Genomic DNA, 16,090 nt, shown 5'->3' on the forward strand with positions numbered 1-16,090 from the left:
GCCGCACAGCGCATCCCGCCCTAGGCTGAGTCAATCTCCGGGTCAGTGGCAAAACTCGCAATCGACTGCTTCAATTGGACCAGAAATTCTTGCGCAATGGATGACAGGGGACGTCCTTTGGCGGTGATGATGGCAAGGTCCAGCATGACGGCAGGTTGGAACGGACGGGTCTGGTATCCGGCTTCGGCGTCGAACGTAACCGTGAAAGGGTCGATCATGGCAACACCCATACCCTGTTTGACGAAACTCAGCAGGTTTTCTGACAGATGGGTATGTATCTGCGTGCGCCAGTTGCACCCGGCTTTTTGAAAAATGTCCCGGGTCCGGCGGTGCGTCTGATGTTCAGGCCCCATCACGATGAAGGGTTCGTTTTCGAGAATTTCCGGGGTCAGAACGTCATGTTTGGCCAGGGGGCTGCCATCTGGAAATGTCGCCAACGTTTCGAAATGGAAGACCTGATGGTTCAGCGTATCATGCAGAATAGGCATCTCGACAATGCCGATTTCGAACAGGCCCGAGATCACCCATTCCTGGATTTTTGAGGAATACTGCGACTGAAAACTGACCGACAGGTTCGGGCGGGATTGGGCAAAACGGGCAATTTCACGCGGCATGAACCCGAAGGACAGCATATGCGGTGCGGCAACCTGCAACTGACCCGGGTGTTTGTTCTGCAGATCCGTGACCGCCTGCGCCACATGGTCCAAACCCCGCACCACTGTATCCACTTCGTGGTACAAAAGCTCTGCCTCGGGGGTCGGCAGAAGGCGCCCCTTGGTGCGCTCAAAAAGCGGCAGGCGTGCCTCACGTTCGAGTTGCGCAAGAAGGTTGCTGATGCCCGGTTGCGATATACCAAGGACCGACGCCGCGCCGGTCACCGTTCCAGTTTCCATGATTGCATGAAAAGCTTGCAGCTGACGAAATCGAAGCGACATGGCACCATCATTTTTTCTGATGAACTCAGTAAGATATAGTATTTGAACTGATGCACTGGTCAAGGCAGGCTTCTGTCCGTTGGCCGGAGGCAGAATGACCGACCTGAATCAGAAGATAACGGGCTATGATTTGTGGCATTTGGCGCTGCCGGTAACTTCGCGCCGGGATCACGGCATCGGCTCGGTCGAAGGGGTGTGCGAGGTCGTCATTCTCAGATTGACCTCTGAAGACGGGCGCCATGGGTTTGGCGAGGCTTCACCGTGGTCGGTCTTTACCGGCACGCCCGAGGCCAGTTTTGCCGCGCTGGATCGATATCTGCGCCCATTGGTGATGGGGTCCCGTGTCAGCGACCGTGCCGCGATCATGGCGCGGGCGGCATATGCGGTGGCCCATTGCACCGAAGCCAAGGCCGCGCTTGAAACCGCGCTGCTGGATCTTGCGGGCCAAATCTCTTCCGTGCCGGCCTGGGCCCTGCTTGGAGGAAAACACCGCGAGACCATCCCGCTCAGCTGTTCGATCGCGAATCCTGATTTTGAGAAGGACGTCGACCTGCTGGCGCAATTGCAGGAAGACAGGGTCGGGATCGTAAAACTCAAGACCGGGTTCAAGGATCATGCCTTCGACATCATGCGGCTGGAATACCTGGCACAGAACCACCCCGATCTGGCGGTACGTGTGGATTTCAATCAGGGTTTGGGCCTCGAGGACGCCCCCGCACGGGTCCGCGATGTGGCTCAGTTCAAGCCGGAGTTTATCGAACAACCCGTTCGGGCCCATCACTATGGCCTGATGGCCCAGCTCAGACAGATGATCGACATACCTCTGCTGGCAGACGAAAGCGTCTTTGGCCCGGAAGACATGGAGCGCGCGGCACGCGAAGGGATTTGCGACGGCGTCTCGGTCAAGATCATGAAATCCGGGGGGCTGACGCGGGGCCAAACTGTTGCCCGCATGGCAGCCGCGCATGGGCTGAGCGCCTATGGCGGCGACATGTTCGAGGCTGGTTTGGCCCATCTGGCTGGCACTCATATGATCGCAGCCACGCCCGAAATCACCCTGGGCTGCGAATTCTATCAGGCCACCTATTTTCTCAAAGAAGATATTCTCGAAACCCCATTCAAGGTGCAGAATGGTCAGGTTGTCGTGCCCGATGATCCCGGGCTGGGTGGCAGGCCCGATCTGAACAAGCTTGATCACTACGCGGTTGCCAAATCGAGGGTGTCATGAGCGAAAAGAAAACCATAGCCATCATCGGAGCCGGAATTGTTGGCGTCTCGGCGGCTGTCTGGCTGCAGCGGGACGGTCACAAGGTCGTCTTGATCGACAAGGCAGGTCCGGCCGAAGGGGCATCGCATGGCAATGGCGGTGTTCTGGCTTCCTGCTCGATTGTGCCCGTTACCGTACCGGGGCTGCTGCGCAAAGCACCCAGAATGTTGCTCAGCCCTTCCGAGCCCCTGTTCATGAAATGGAGCTATCTGCCAAAGCTCGTGCCTTGGCTGGCGCGCTATCTCGGCCATGCAAAAGCGGACGAGGTGGACCGGATCGCCGCTGCGCTGACGCCTATCATTGGCGATAGTCTGAATGACCACAAAGCTCTGGCCGAAGGTACGGGCGCCGAAAAATGGATTGTGCCGTCGGACTACCTGTTCCTGTACCGCGACCGCGCGCATTTTGAAACGGACGCGTTCGGCTGGAATATCCGGCGCAAACACGGTTTCCAGTGGGACGAACTCGAAGGGCAGGCTTTTCACGACTATGACCCGGTGTTCAGCCAGGATATCGGGTTTGCTGCAAAGCTTGGGGATCATGGGCATATCACCGACCCCGGACGCTATGTGAAAGACCTTGCCGCCCATGTCGAATCCAGTGGCGGACGCATAGTTTGCGCCGAGGTGGACGACATCGTCCGCACCGCAGGAAACGTCACCGGGGTCCGCGCAGGTGGCGATACGATTGCCTGCGATACGGCGATTGTCAGCGCCGGTGTCTGGTCCGGCCCTCTGGCCAGACGGCTGGGCATCTCGGTTCCGCTGGAAAGCGAACGGGGCTACCATCTCGAACTGGTCGAGCCCTCGGCCATGCCCCGCAGCCCCGTGATGGTTTCGTCTGGTAAATTTGTTGCCACACCAATGGATGGGCGCATACGGTTGGCAGGCATTGTCGAATTCGGAGGGCTTGACGCGCCGCCCTCACGCGCCCCGTTTGATCTGATGCGCAAAAACGCCCGGGCCGCCTTTCCCGGTGTAACATGGAAGGAGGAAGTCGAATGGATGGGGCACCGACCCGCCCCTGCGGACTCGATCCCGATCATTGGTGAGGTTCCCGGGCTAGCCGGTGCGTACTTGGGCTTTGGGCACCACCATATCGGCCTGACCGGCGGGCCCAAAACCGGCCGCCTACTGGCCCAGATGATCGGAGGACGAACCCCAAATACGGATACAAGCGTCTATGCACCGGCGCGCTTTGCAACCTGAACGAATTCGGCGGAAAACGCCGGACCAACGCACAACAATAGGGAGAATACCATGAAGAAACTGACCAGCCTTCTCGCTGCAACCGCACTGACCGCGGCGGCAGCGGCCCCCGCAATGGCCGAGAAATGGGACATGCCGATGGCCTATTCGGCCTCGAACTTCCATTCAGCCACAGGTGCTGAGTTTGCCAAATGCGTAACCACCGGAACCAGTGGCGAGATCGAGATCGTGACTCACCCGTCGGGCTCTCTGTTCAAGGGGGCCGACATCAAGCGCGCGATCCAGACCGGACAGGCCCCGATTGGCGAACGCCTCTTGTCCGGCCACCAGAACGAGAATGCCCTGTTCGGCTTCGACTCCATCCCCTTCCTGGCCACGTCGTTTGATGACAGCGCCAAGCTTTGGGAAGCAGCCAGACCGACAATCGAGAATCTTCTGGCCGAACAGAACCTGACTCTGCTTTATGCCGTGCCATGGCCGCCGCAAGGCCTGTATTTCAAGGACGAGGTGAACTCGGTGGCCGATATGAAAGGCATCAAGTTCCGCTCGTACAACAACGCCACCTCGCGTCTGGCCGAGCTGACAGGCATGCTGCCGGTAACGATTGAAGCTGCCGAAATCAGTCAGGCCTTTGCCACCGGAGTTGCGGATTCGATGGTCTCATCGGGATCGACCGGCTACGACCGCAAGGTTTGGGAGAGCCTGAACTATTTCTACGAGGTCGACGCCTGGTTGCCCCGCAACTACGTGATGGTGAACTCGGATGTCTGGTCAGGCGTGTCCGATGCCAACAAGAATGTCATCAAAGCCTGTGCCGACCTGGCGGAATATGCCGGCAACTGGCGCGCCAAGGAATATACCGGCTTTACCCTGCAAGGACTACGCGACGGCGGCATGACGGTTGGCCCAGCGTCAGATCAGATGGTGGGTGAGCTGAAAGAAATCGGCGTCACCATGACCAATGAATGGCTCGAAGCTGCGGGCGACGAAGGCAAAGCCATCGTCGATGCGTTCAACTCCTCGCAGTAAACCCAACAGGACGGGCGGCAGGTGACTCTGTCGCCCTCACCACTTTCAAAAACAAACAAAGCGGGGACGGTATGGCGGTTATGCGTGGGCTTCGGTCCGTTCTGGACTTCATCTATCAGGCAGCGGGAGTGCTGGCCGCGCTGAGCTTGATCGCCATTTTGCTGCTGATCGTAGTGCAAATGCTGGCCCGCTGGACCGGAGAGGTCTTCCCCGGCGCGCCAGATTATGCCGGATACGCCATGGCTGCCGCATCATTTCTGGCGTTTGCAAACGCGCTGAACCGGGGCAGCCATATCCGGGTCTCCATACTGTTGAATGCCGTTCCGGGCGGGTTCCGGCGTATTCTGGAAATCTGGTGTTTTGCCATCGGCACCGCAGTCATGTGGTACTTTTGCTGGTACGCCTACCGCTTTGTCTATTGGAGCTGGAAGTTCAACGATATCAGCCAGGGGCAGGACAAGACAGCGCTGTGGATTCCACAATCCGCCATGTTGTTCGGGGCGGTGATCCTTGCCATCGCCCTGACTGATCATCTGCTCCACGTCCTGTTCCGGGGGGATCACCGTATCACCCGTGATTTGGCCGATCAAAGTCACGGAGAATAGGCGCATGGAAAACCTGTCGATCATCATCTTGTTTATCTTTGTATTGTTTACTCTGCTGGGCACCGGCGTCTGGGTCGGTCTGGCCCTGATGGGTGTCGCCTGGGTCGGGATGGAGTTGTTTACGACGCGGCCCGTCGGTGACGTCATGATCACCACCATCTGGTCCGCGTCCTCGTCCTGGACCTTGACGGCCCTGCCCATGTTCATCTGGATGGGCGAAATCCTGTATCGAACGCGATTGTCCGAGGACATGTTCAAGGGCCTCTCACCTTGGATGGCCCCCCTGCCCGGCGGGCTGGTACATACCAACATCGTCGGCTGTACTGTTTTTGCCGCTGTATCCGGCTCGTCTGCGGCCACCCTCACGACAGTTGGCAAGATGTCGATCCCGGAACTGCGCAAGCGCAACTATCCCGAGCGCATGATCATTGGCACCCTGACCGGGGCTGCAACCCTGGGACTAATGATCCCGCCCTCGCTGACCCTGATCGTCTATGGCGTCACCATCAATGAATCGATCACCAAACTGTTCTTTGCCGGCATCTTGCCCGGCCTTGTGCTGGCTTCGATGTTCATGGGCTATGTGGCGATTTATTCCAAGCTGGGCAAGGACTGGAGCCCGAACACAGAAGCCAAGCTGAGTTTCAGGGAAAAAATAAACAACTCTCGTTTCTTGCTGCCCGTGATCCTGCTGATCACGGTGGTGATCGGCTCGATGTATCTGGGCTATGCCACCGCGACCGAGGCCGCCGCTTTTGGTGTGATCGGCGGGCTGCTGCTGGCAGCAGGTCAAGGTTCGCTCAATTGGAAGACCTTCACTGAAAGCCTGATGGGCGCAACGCGCACCAGCGCGATGATTGCCCTGATCCTTGCAGGCGCGGCCTTCCTGTCACTGTCGATGGGCTTCACCGGCCTGCCCCGAGGCCTCGCTGACCTGATCGCCGGGTGGGAGCTGACGCGGTTCGAGCTGCTCATGGTTCTGCTGGTTTTTTACATCATTCTGGGGTGCTTTCTGGACGGCATCTCCTCGGTCGTGCTGACCATGGCCGTGGTCGAGCCGATGATCCGCGATGCAGGCATTGACCTGATCTGGTTTGGTATCTTCATCGTCGTCGTTGTCGAGATGGCGCAGATCACGCCGCCTATCGGGTTCAACCTGTTCGTGATGCAGGGCATGACCAACCACGAGATGAGCTATATCGCCCGCGCCGCCATTCCGATGTTCCTGATCATGGTGCTGATGGTGTTTGTTCTCATATGGTTCCCGGAGCTGGCCACCTGGTTGCCCGAAAACCTGCGACAGAGCCCTGGCGGGTAGTCCGGTTTGAACCCGCTGCATCTGGCCGCCCGAAACGGACCTTTGGTTCTGGTCGCGGGTCTGCTTGCAGGTGTGTTGTTGCCCGGTCTCGCCGAGCCGATGCGACCACTGCTCCCGCCGCTGGTCATGTTGTTGCTGTTTGTCACAGTCCTGAGGATGGACCCGCTGGCTCTGGTCGGTTCTCTGTCCGATCTGGGCCGCGTGATTGGCACGGTTGCCGCTTTTCAATTTCTGGTCCCCATGTTCCTGCTGATCGTCGGATACTCCTCCGGGTGGATGTCGTCGCCTGTTTTTCTGTCATTTCTGATTGTTGCCGCCGCACCGTCGATCTCCGGCAGCCCGAACATGTGCCTCATGATGGGGCACCCCGCGGAACATGCCATGCGGCTGATGGTGGTCGGAACGGCGCTTTTGCCGCTGACCGCCCTGCCCGTCTTCTGGTTCATGCCCGAGCTGGAGGATATTCAAGCCGTGATCCTGGCGTCGGTCCGGCTGTTTCTGACGATCGCGCTTGCGACAGCCGCAGCTGTTGCGCTGAGGCTTACGATCCTGCGCCAGCCGTCTCAAACCACGCTTGGAAATCTGGAAGGGCTTGGTGTGATCACACTGGCGGTCTTTGTCATAGGCCTGATGCCGTCGCTCAGCGCAACTGCGCTGAGCGCGCCCGGTACCGCGCTGTTCTGGATCGCGTTGGCGTTCCTGATCAACTTCGGGGCCCAGGTTCTGACACTGCTTCTGTTGCGTGGCCGCGGATCTGCCGCGCAAGTCACCGCCATGTCGCTGATCGCCGGCAACCGCAACATCGCCCTGTTCTTCGTTGCCTTGCCGCCCGAGATCATCGCCCCCATTCTGGTGTTCATCGGAGCCTACCAGATTCCGATGTACCTGACCCCCTCGCTGCTACGGGGGATGTACCGGCCGGCTGGGCCTTAGCCCAGAACAGTTTCTGAACCTAGAGACGCCCAGCGCCATATCACGGTCCTCCGGCGTACCATGGTTCGACAAGCGAATTGTCCCTTTGGTCAGCCAATCCCGTTCTTTGGCAGAACTTGCGTCAACGGACGTTCAGATCAAATCGTTTTTACGAAGCTCACTGGTCGCCTTTTGCATCGCCAGAATAAGAGCGTCGCGTTGGGCGGACAATTCTGCCGGGCTTTGTCCCTGGGCCGCCTCATCGACCCCGGCGATCAGTTTTTGGGCCACGACTTCATCCAGATGAACCTGTCCCAGATCGTCCCACCAACCGTTGAAGGTTTCGGCGAAATGATCGCAAAACGCCCGAAGACCGCCTTCGCCCGCGCCCAGGTTGAACAACATGGTTGGACCCATCGCTGCCCATCGCAACCCCGGACCGGCCCAAACCGCCTTGTCCACATCCTCGACCGAAGCAACGCCTTCCATGACAAGGCTGATCGCTTCACGCCAGATCGCGGCCTGCAATCGGTTGGCAACGTGACCCGGCTTTTCCTTGTTGACCCGGATCGTCACTTTGCCGACGGCGCCATAGAACCGCTCGGCCTCGTCCACGGCACAGGCCGAGGTTTTTTCGTTGCCCATGACCTCGACCAGCGGGATCAGATGCGGCGGATTGAACGGATGGCCCAACACAAACCGCGCCGGGTTGACCCAGCCCTCCTGCATCTGGCCCAGCGTCAGGCCCGAGGCCGAGCTGGCCACGATAGCGTCAGACGTCAGAACCGGTTCGATCTCGGCGAATGTGGCGTGTTTGATTGCAACGCGTTCGGGAACGTTTTCCTGAACGAAATCAGCGCCGTCCACGGCCTCTGCGGCGCTGGAATGAAATCGGATCGCATCTGGGGTGCCGTGTTGGGTCAGGCCAAGCTCGGTCAGCGTGGGCCAGGCCATTTCGACATAGTTCCGAACCGTTTTCTCGACCTCCAGGGCGGGATCAAACATCGCAACAGAGCGACCCGAGGCCAGAAACAGGGCGGCCCAGCTGGCACCAATGACGCCGCCGCCCAGACAGGCGGTGTGCTGAAAATCCATCAGAACAATCCCGGATTGAGAGGGGAGGCCGCAGTCATGCCGCCATCCACCGTGACGCATTCTCCGCTGACATAGGCGGCTTTGTCCGAGGCCAACCAAGACACCATATTGGCAACGTCCTGAGGTTGACCAAAGCGGCCCACCGGATGGCGAGCCAGTGCATCAGCCCTGGCACGGTCGGGGTCCGCCGCCAATGCAAACCCGTCTTCGGCCATTTCAGTCATGATCCAGCCGGGCCGGATCGCGTTGCAGCGCACTTTCGGCCCGTGATCCACCGCGATGGAGCGCGTCAGCCCATGCACCCACGCCTTAGACGCGTTGTAAAGCGCCATCGACGGATCGGCGGCCTGACCGGAAATTGAGCCTATGTTGATGATGTTTCCGCCATGCTCAGCCATGTCCGGAAGCGCCGCGCGGCACATGTTGAACACGCCCTTGCAGTTGACTTTCATCACCAGATCCCAGTCGAAATCGTCACTGTCGGCAAGGGTCTTTTCAACCTGCACACCCGCGTTGTTGACCAACAAGGTGACCGGACCGAGGGTTGTTTTGGCGGCGCCAAACAGGTGCTGAGCCTCTGCCGTTTTCGACACGTCCGCCGTCACCCACTGTACCGCCTCGGGCAGGTTGTCAGGCCGCCCACCTCGACCACAGGTCGCAACGCTGTACCCGTCCAAGACCAACTGATCGACAATGGCCCGCCCGATACCCCGACTACCACCGGTCACAATGGCTGTTTGGTTATCCATGGGCGGTCATCACATGTCTGACCGCAGGAAAGGCATTCAGCGCAAACACGCTCATGTCACACCCGGTGCCGGAAGATTTCATCGCCGCCCAGGGCATCTCGGGGGTGGCGACGCCATGTGTGTTCACCCCAGTGAAGCCATAGCGCAAGTTCGCCGTCATCTGCATCGCGCGGCCCGTGTTGCTGGTCCAGACGGGCGAAGGCAGGGCCAAACGACCCGGTATTTGCGACCCGCAAAGCCTCTTCCTCATCACTGAACCGCGCGTCGGATCGCCCTGCCCTTCGACCAGTTCACCGTTGATCAGCATGTTTGTCTGCACTCTCCCCTCCCTTCAGAGCGTCGCCCAAGATTCAAGCCACCGGGAGCCCCGATTGAGGTTTGATCTTTGGCGCTCAGGGCTTTCAAAGTTTCATCTGCTGCACTTGCGCAGACAGCCCCCCATCCAGAACCCAAAGCTGGCCCGAGGCGTAACGCGCCTCGTCGCTGGCCAGCCAGTTCACAAGATTGGCGATGTCCTTGGGCGTGCCGTAGGTGCGCATCGGGTGGACGTTGCGCACCGCCTGCTGCAACTGATCTATGGTCTTGCCCCCACCACCCGAACCGTCACCGGCGAAGAAGCTCTGCAACATCGGCGTGTCGATGTAGCCGGGACAGATGGCGTTCACGCGAATACCCTCGGGGCCGTGATCGCAGGCCATGGCGCGGGTCAGGGCATGCACCGCACCCTTTGTGGCGCAATAGGCCGCCAGACCGGGATCGGCGATGAACCCGTCATACGACCCAAAGTTGATGATCGATGCGCTGGCACCAGAACTGGCAGCAGTGCGAAGCAGCGGCAGGGCGTGTTTGGACGTCAGGAAGGTGCCAGTGCAGTTGACTGCAAAGGATCGATTCCATTCTTCAAGCGTCGTGTCCTCGATGGTCTTTTCGATCTCGATCCCGGCGGCGTTGACCAGAATATCCAACTTGCCGCAGTCGAGATGAACTTGCGCCATGGCGGCCCTTACGGCTTTCTCATCCGCAACATTCATTTCTACAAACCGGCTGCCGTCGTCGTCATGTTCCGCCAGCGATCCCTGTTCCGTAAGGTCAGCCGCATAGACCGTGGCCCCTTCCTGCAGGAACCGCGCCACAACGGCGCGCCCTATGCCGCCGCGCCCGCCGGTGACCAGAGCGATTTTCCCATCCAGCATCACCTGTCTTCTCCGTTTTCAAAAGGTGGAAAGCGGTAGCGATGTGCGGCTACCGTCCAGTCCATGTGATTGCGCACATATTGCTGGCTGGCATCCGAGGGCGGGGTGTAGTCCCAATGTTCGCCGGCACCGGCCTCCATTGCCGCATGCAACGCGCGGCGGGATTTCTGTGTGGCGATCACATCCGCCCGCAACCGCTCACTGTCCCAGCGCGCGGCCACCTCGGCGGCAAAGGCCAGTGCAGCAGTGTGATAGGTCGGGTCCGAAGCCACATTGACCTTTTCCAAGGGGTCCTTTTCCAGATCGTAAAGCTGTGGTGGATCGGGGTCGCAGTGGATGTATTTCAGCGGGCCGCGACGGATCATGAAGACCGGATAGGGCGTCATCTCAGCGCAATACTCGCCGATGGCTTCGTCTACCGGGTCGGCTTCGCCTCGGGCCAAAGGCATCAGACTGCGCCCGTCCACGGGTTCGCCCAACATGGCCTGATCCCCTCCGCCGATATCGATCACGGTGGGCAGGATGTCGATCAGTGAACAGGCGTTCGAGGCGACACCCTGCGCCACCCCGGGGCCTGCCATGATCAGCGGCACACGGGCAGAGTGTTCGAAGAAATTCATCTTGTACCACAGCCCACGCTCGCCCAGCATGTCGCCATGATCGGCTGTGACCATGATGATTGTGCTGTCCAACTCGCCTATCTCGTTCAGCGTTGTGACAATCTCGCCCACCTTGCTGTCGAAATAGCTGACATTGGCCAGATAAGCGCGGCGCGCGCGACGAACCTCTTGCTCGGTCAACGGAACGTAGCTGGCCTCGATCCCGTCCATCACCCGGCGCGAGAACGGGTCCTGATCCTCGGGTGAAAGCACGAATTCCGGCATGTCGATCTCATCATCGGAATAAAGCTCCCAGAATTCGGGTTTGGCCACGTAAGGATCATGCGGGTGGATGAAACTGGCCACCATGGCAAAAGGCGCTTCATCCCCAACGGCCCGATCCCTGCCTCGGTCGATCAGCCAGCGCCGCGCAGCAAAGCCAACCTCATCGTCATAGTCGGTCTGAAAAGTGGCCACGGCGACGCCGCTTTCCTTGATCGTCTGCATGTTGTGATACCACTTGTCGATCCGCTCATCATGCGCCTCCCAATCCGGGGTCCAGGCAAAATCCGAAGGGTAGATGTCCGTGGTCACACGGTCTTGGAACCCGTGTTTCTGATCCGGCCCGACAAAATGCATCTTGCCGGACAGGCATGTGCGGTAGCCCAGCGCTTTCAGGTAATGGGCAAAGGTGGGGACGGAGGCCTTGAACTCGGAAGCATTGTCATAGGCAGCGATCCGGCTGATCAACTGCCCCGACATGAACGCAAAGCGTGAAGGCGCACAAAGAGGCGAATTGCAGTAGGCCGTATCAAACCGCATCCCACACGCGGCCAGTGCATCGATATGAGGGGTTCTGGCGACCTTATGGCCATAGGCCCCGGTAAAATGCGGGGCAAGTTGGTCGGCCATGATGATCACGATATTGGGTGTGTTTGGCATGCTTTTTCCTCCCCGTTTTCCGAACCGGATTCAGCTGATCATACGCCGTCCGAACCGGGAGGGGGCTCGAACCGCATCTTCTTAACTGCTGGGCAGGGCAGACCGTACACAACCGTCACTCAGCCGCCGCTCGATAGGCGTCCAGCACAAGACCGTGGAAGTGATGCACCGCGTGCTCGGATTTGCCCGAGCCGTCCGGGTCGTTGATGATCCGTCCCTGCGTGAAGGCCGGTGTGTTCATGCCGCGCTGAACACTTTCGACGAGGTTGATGTCTTCGACCTGCAACACCTCATCCAGATAACGGATCGTATCCAGTTCAGCGGCGTTCGGTGACTTTTCCTCAAGAAAAAAGTCGTAGGTTTCAAGCGTCCGGTCCGGTCCGGCGGGGATCACATTGAGTATGATTATCGAAGACCGCCCCGGATAGCGCATGATGCAGGTGTTCGGCCAGAGCCACCACACAGCATGCGTTCTTACCGTCGCGTTCGAGACATCATAGGCGCTGTTGGCGCTGTTGCCCGCATCTGCCATGTGACTGGAATAGATGCCATGCGTGGTCACCTTGTAGGTGTCCATATCGACCAGATCGCAGAAATCCTTGTGCGCGGTCGGGCAGTGGTAGCATTCAAGGAAGTTATCGACCACGTTCTTCCAGTTCGACTGGATGTCATAGGTCAAACGGTAGGCGAAGGTCAGGTCTTCGATATCCGGGGCCCAGTGCCTGATCTCGGTCGCCAGATCACCGGTGGTATCCGCCAAGGACTGTGCAGCAGCGTCGAGATTCACGTATACAAAGCCGCAGAACTCTTCGACCTGCACCTGATCCAGACAGATATCTCTGGTCTGAAAGTCCTCCAGATTCTCAGTCTCGGGCGCGCGGACAAGGTTGCCGTCCAGTTTGTAGACCCAGGCATGATAGGGGCACATGATGCGCGTGGTGTTGCCCTCACCCTTTAGCAATTCATGCGCACGGTGTTTGCAAACGTTGTAGAAAGCGCGCAGAACCCCCTTGCCATCCCGCACAACCGCGATCGGATGACCGGCGATGTCGATAGTCACATATGAGCCCGGCTCACGCAGTTTTTCGACATGGCAGACCCATTGCCAAGTCCTTGCAATGATCGCTTGCAGATCAACATTGTGCCAGGCGTTCTCGACATAGGCCTCCTTGCGCAAGGACAGCGACCGCGAAGCATTTTCCTCATAGCCCCGAGAGATTTCCGCAAAAGCCTGAACCGATGGCAATTCCGTCATCGTGATCCTCATCCATATTCAAAGCGGGCGCTTGCATGGCCCCACTGGATACGATCACTGTGCCGGTCAATGAGACGTTGTGCTTTACTTCAGTCGCCGCCCGTTTGACCTGGATGGTCATTATGTGGATATGCGCCGTTTCCGATGCATCGGCCAGGCACGGAATTCAAATGGTATGCGGCCCTCGACTCGGTCTTTGATCGGGGGCAGGCCGAACCGCTCTTTGTAAGCTCTGCTGAAATGCACCTGGCTCGAAAACCCGCAGGCATAGGCAATTTCGGACATGGGAAGCGAGGTTTGCGTGACCAACCCCCGAGCCCGGTCCAGCCGAATGTCCCGATAGTACAACGCCGGAGTCTTCCTCAGATACTGTGCAAACAGACGATTGAGCTGACGATGCGAGATTTTCGCAGCGGCGCAGATCTCGGGTATGGGCAGCGGCTCTTCCAGGTTCTGTTCCATTGCCAAAATCGCATTTCGCACAGCATCCGGCACCTTTGCGCCCAGTGGTTCGACAACCTGCGGATTCTGCGGTGTTCCAGGCTCACGGATGTTGGCGTGGAAAACATATCGTGCCGCCGCATTGGCCAGGTCGTTTCCTTTCAGACCCCGCAGGATTTGTAGCGCACAGTCAAACGAAGCCGCCCCACCGCAACATGTGATCCTGTCCTCGTCAAATTCAAACACGGCCTCGGTGCAGTCCACATTGGGATAAAGTTCACGAAAGGCGTCTATGTGTTCGTAATGCACGGTGGCACGACGACCCTCTAGCAGGCCCACCTCGGCCATGATGAATGCCCCTGTGTCCAATCCGGCAATCGGCACCTTGCGCAGAACCGCCTGCCGCAATGCGGCCTGAACTGCAGGGGTCGCATGCTGTTCGGGGGTCCAGCTTGACGATACGACCAGGAAATCCATCTGGCCTTGCGACACGTCTTTGAGTGTTTCCGTCTGAACGCATAGGCCGTTGCTGGCAAGACACGCCCCACCTGCTTCGGATGCAATATCCCAACTGAAATGAGAAACACCTTCAAGATAATTGGCCGCCCGAAACGGATCTACAAAGCCCAGTGTTGCTGCAAGATTGAAGTTGGGTGTGACAACGATGCGAAAATGGACCCTGCGCATGGCAACAAAGAACCTTTGGCCAGAAATGCAAAACATATGGCCTGAAATGATAAATCGCTCTTTTCCACCGCACAAGGACAGCACGTTCCACTCTGGTTCTGGATCTGATTCCCAACGCCATCCTGCTTGCGAGAAGCGTTGCCGAGCGATATTCTGGTGGCAGGCCGTTTGAGGCGGCCACCCGGTCCGCGGAAAGCTGTCATCGGCGCCTCTGAGAGAACGTATGAAAACCACATCGGTTTTTCAGCCCGGATTGGCGGACCGTCGGGCAGCGGAGGAAAGACCGATGACCAAATCACTCGACCAATTGCGCCGTGATGCCAAGGCTCTGGGCAAAGCTCTGACTGCGGGAGACACAGGCGCGATCCTGCGCGTCCATGGCATTGTTCCAGCGCCCCGAGACGGGGTCTACAAACACGCCGATTGCCTGCATGTCATCGCACGTGAGACAGGTTATGCCTCGTGGCCTGCCCTGAAGCTGGCTGTTGAAACCGAAGGAATGGACCGCGCACAAAAACAGGGTCGCCTGCGTTGGGCCCTGTTCAACGGCTCATCAGAGACAGTCGCCTACCTGCTTGAGAAAGATCCAGACCTTGCCGAAGGTCAGGTTCCCCTGCTCGTGGCGCTGTACGATACCAAGGCGATGCAACAGATATTGGCGCAGGATGCAAATGCCGCGACGCGTGAATATCCTCCGCGACGGCCCATGTGCCATTTGGCATTTTCGAGACACATCAAGGCAGAGCCCGGCAAGGAGGCTGACATGCTGGCCATGGCGGACCTGCTTGTGGCGCACGGGGCGGACGTGAACGACAGTTTTGCATTCGAACCGGACGCAGATCACAGACTGTCCGCGCTCTACGGAGCCATTGGTCATGCCAACAATATGCCATTGGCCAAATGGCTTTTGGATCATGGCGCGTCTCCAGACGACAATGAATCTCTCTACCATTCGACCGAACTCGGCCAAACCAAGGGCCTTCGGTTGTTGCTGGAGCATGGCGCCAACCCCAAAGGCACCAATGCTTTGCCGCGAGCCATTGATTTCAACAGTATTGAAGCTGTTCGCCTGTTGCTTGACTATGGTGCGGACCCAAATGAAGGCATTGCGCCGCACCCCTCGGGTGAACCATCCTTGGTGATCCCGGCCCTGCATCAAGCGGCCCGGCGTCTGGCATCTGGCGAAATTGCACAGCTATTGCTGGAGCACGGCGCGAATCCAAACGCCGTCAGTCGGGGCCATACGCCCTATGCCTTTGCCCGCATTTTCGGAAACCGGGATGTGGCGACCGTTTTGGAACAGGCAGGTGGCTCCACGCAGCTTTCGTTGACAGAGCAAGTGCTTGCGCAGGCAGCAGACGGAATACCGAATCCGGATGATCGGATCGACATGGATACCCTATCGGAAGAGATGAAATTCCTTCTGTGCCGCCTCGTCTGGCGCGAAGGCACCCTGCCTCATATGCAGCGTCTGGTAGGGATGGGGTTTGATCCCAATCTGCCGGATGAAATGGGAATGCCGCCCCTGCACCTTGCCGGATGGGAAGGGATGTCCGACGTGATGTCGTATTTTCTTGAGCAGCACCCGAACCTCGGCCACACCAACGCCTTCGGCGGCACACTGCTGTCAACTATCATCCACGGGTCAGAAAACTGCCCGCATAAAGCGCGCCGCGACCACATCGAATGCGCGCGTATGGCGCTGGAAAAGGGTGTTGCGCTTCCGCAAAAAGCCCCCCAATTCGCGACGGTTCCCGAGATGTCAGCCTTTCTTGCCGACTGGGCAGAAGCGCATCCTGAACAGATTGTCGAGCACGGGGTGGTTTGAGGCCCGGCTCACACGCGCCAGACCAAA

General features: G+C 58.7%; 15 protein-coding genes. 7 read left to right on the plus strand and 8 right to left on the minus strand.

Annotated elements, in window-relative coordinates; all coding sequences use genetic code 11:
• Window positions 1-20 precede the first annotated feature (20 nt).
• Window positions 21-935 (minus strand): LysR family transcriptional regulator, encoded by a 915-nt coding sequence (locus tag ACR0L4_RS12510; RefSeq protein WP_480513335.1) that lies wholly within the window; start codon window positions 933-935, stop codon window positions 21-23.
• A gap of 94 nt (window positions 936-1,029) precedes the next feature.
• On the opposite strand from ACR0L4_RS12510, the gene ACR0L4_RS12515 reads away from it, so the two are divergent.
• The 6 genes from ACR0L4_RS12515 to ACR0L4_RS12540 all read left to right on the plus strand — a co-directional run bounded on the left by ACR0L4_RS12515 (window position 1,030) and on the right by ACR0L4_RS12540 (window position 7,295).
• Window positions 1,030-2,163 (plus strand): enolase C-terminal domain-like protein, encoded by a 1,134-nt coding sequence (locus tag ACR0L4_RS12515; protein ID WP_480513337.1) that lies wholly within the window; start codon window positions 1,030-1,032, stop codon window positions 2,161-2,163.
• Window positions 2,160-3,410 carry an NAD(P)/FAD-dependent oxidoreductase gene (locus tag ACR0L4_RS12520; protein WP_480513339.1) on the plus strand — a complete coding sequence of 417 codons (1,251 nt, stop codon included), beginning with the start codon at window positions 2,160-2,162 and terminating at the stop codon, window positions 3,408-3,410. The genes ACR0L4_RS12515 and ACR0L4_RS12520 overlap by 4 nt, the downstream gene beginning before the upstream one ends.
• A 51-nt stretch (window positions 3,411-3,461) precedes the next feature.
• The gene (locus tag ACR0L4_RS12525) at window positions 3,462-4,439 is read left to right on the plus strand and encodes a TRAP transporter substrate-binding protein (protein WP_170749594.1); all 978 of its coding nucleotides are present in this window, start codon (window positions 3,462-3,464) and stop codon (window positions 4,437-4,439) included.
• A 71-nt stretch (window positions 4,440-4,510) separates the two neighbouring features.
• A complete protein-coding gene (locus ACR0L4_RS12530) occupies window positions 4,511-5,044 on the plus strand; it encodes a TRAP transporter small permease (protein WP_170749595.1) in 534 nt (177 codons plus the stop codon).
• Between the two features lie 4 nt (window positions 5,045-5,048).
• On the plus strand, window positions 5,049-6,362 hold the full coding sequence (locus ACR0L4_RS12535; protein ID WP_170749596.1) for a TRAP transporter large permease subunit: 1,314 nt from the start codon (window positions 5,049-5,051) through the stop codon (window positions 6,360-6,362).
• 6 nt (window positions 6,363-6,368) lie between these two features.
• A complete protein-coding gene (locus ACR0L4_RS12540; RefSeq protein ID WP_480513342.1) occupies window positions 6,369-7,295 on the plus strand; it encodes a hypothetical protein in 927 nt (308 codons plus the stop codon).
• A 132-nt stretch (window positions 7,296-7,427) separates the two neighbouring features.
• Here ACR0L4_RS12540 and ACR0L4_RS12545 read toward each other — a convergent pair whose 3' ends face one another.
• The 7 genes from ACR0L4_RS12545 to ACR0L4_RS12575 form a co-directional block, all read right to left on the minus strand.
• Window positions 7,428-8,369, minus strand: coding sequence for a 3-hydroxyacyl-CoA dehydrogenase NAD-binding domain-containing protein (locus ACR0L4_RS12545; protein WP_480513344.1), 942 nt, complete (start codon window positions 8,367-8,369; stop codon window positions 7,428-7,430).
• Window positions 8,369-9,118, minus strand: a complete 750-nt coding sequence (locus ACR0L4_RS12550) for an SDR family NAD(P)-dependent oxidoreductase (protein WP_480513346.1) — start codon at window positions 9,116-9,118, stop codon at window positions 8,369-8,371. The genes ACR0L4_RS12545 and ACR0L4_RS12550 overlap by 1 nt, the downstream gene beginning before the upstream one ends.
• On the minus strand, window positions 9,111-9,437 hold the full coding sequence (locus ACR0L4_RS12555) for an aldehyde dehydrogenase family protein (RefSeq protein WP_480513348.1): 327 nt from the start codon (window positions 9,435-9,437) through the stop codon (window positions 9,111-9,113). Before ACR0L4_RS12555 ends, ACR0L4_RS12550 begins: the two co-directional genes overlap by 8 nt.
• Before the next feature lie 82 nt (window positions 9,438-9,519).
• Window positions 9,520-10,311 carry an SDR family NAD(P)-dependent oxidoreductase gene (locus ACR0L4_RS12560; protein WP_480513350.1) on the minus strand — a complete coding sequence of 264 codons (792 nt, stop codon included), beginning with the start codon at window positions 10,309-10,311 and terminating at the stop codon, window positions 9,520-9,522.
• Window positions 10,311-11,852: a choline-sulfatase gene (betC, locus tag ACR0L4_RS12565; protein ID WP_480513352.1), complete on the minus strand. Its 1,542-nt coding sequence runs from the start codon at window positions 11,850-11,852 to the stop codon at window positions 10,311-10,313. Before betC ends, ACR0L4_RS12560 begins: the two co-directional genes overlap by 1 nt.
• 115 nt (window positions 11,853-11,967) lie before the next feature.
• Window positions 11,968-13,107 carry an aromatic ring-hydroxylating oxygenase subunit alpha gene (locus ACR0L4_RS12570; RefSeq protein WP_480513354.1) on the minus strand — a complete coding sequence of 380 codons (1,140 nt, stop codon included), beginning with the start codon at window positions 13,105-13,107 and terminating at the stop codon, window positions 11,968-11,970.
• Window positions 13,108-13,227: 120 nt separating this feature from the next.
• Window positions 13,228-14,235: a GlxA family transcriptional regulator gene (locus ACR0L4_RS12575; protein WP_480513356.1), complete on the minus strand. Its 1,008-nt coding sequence runs from the start codon at window positions 14,233-14,235 to the stop codon at window positions 13,228-13,230.
• Window positions 14,236-14,521: 286 nt separating this feature from the next.
• Here ACR0L4_RS12575 and ACR0L4_RS12580 point away from each other — a divergent pair, with 286 nt between their 5' ends.
• A complete protein-coding gene (locus ACR0L4_RS12580; protein ID WP_480513358.1) occupies window positions 14,522-16,063 on the plus strand; it encodes an ankyrin repeat domain-containing protein in 1,542 nt (513 codons plus the stop codon).
• Window positions 16,064-16,090: the final 27 nt, after the last annotated feature.

It is taken from the genome of Ruegeria sp. AB5, assembly GCF_056542645.1.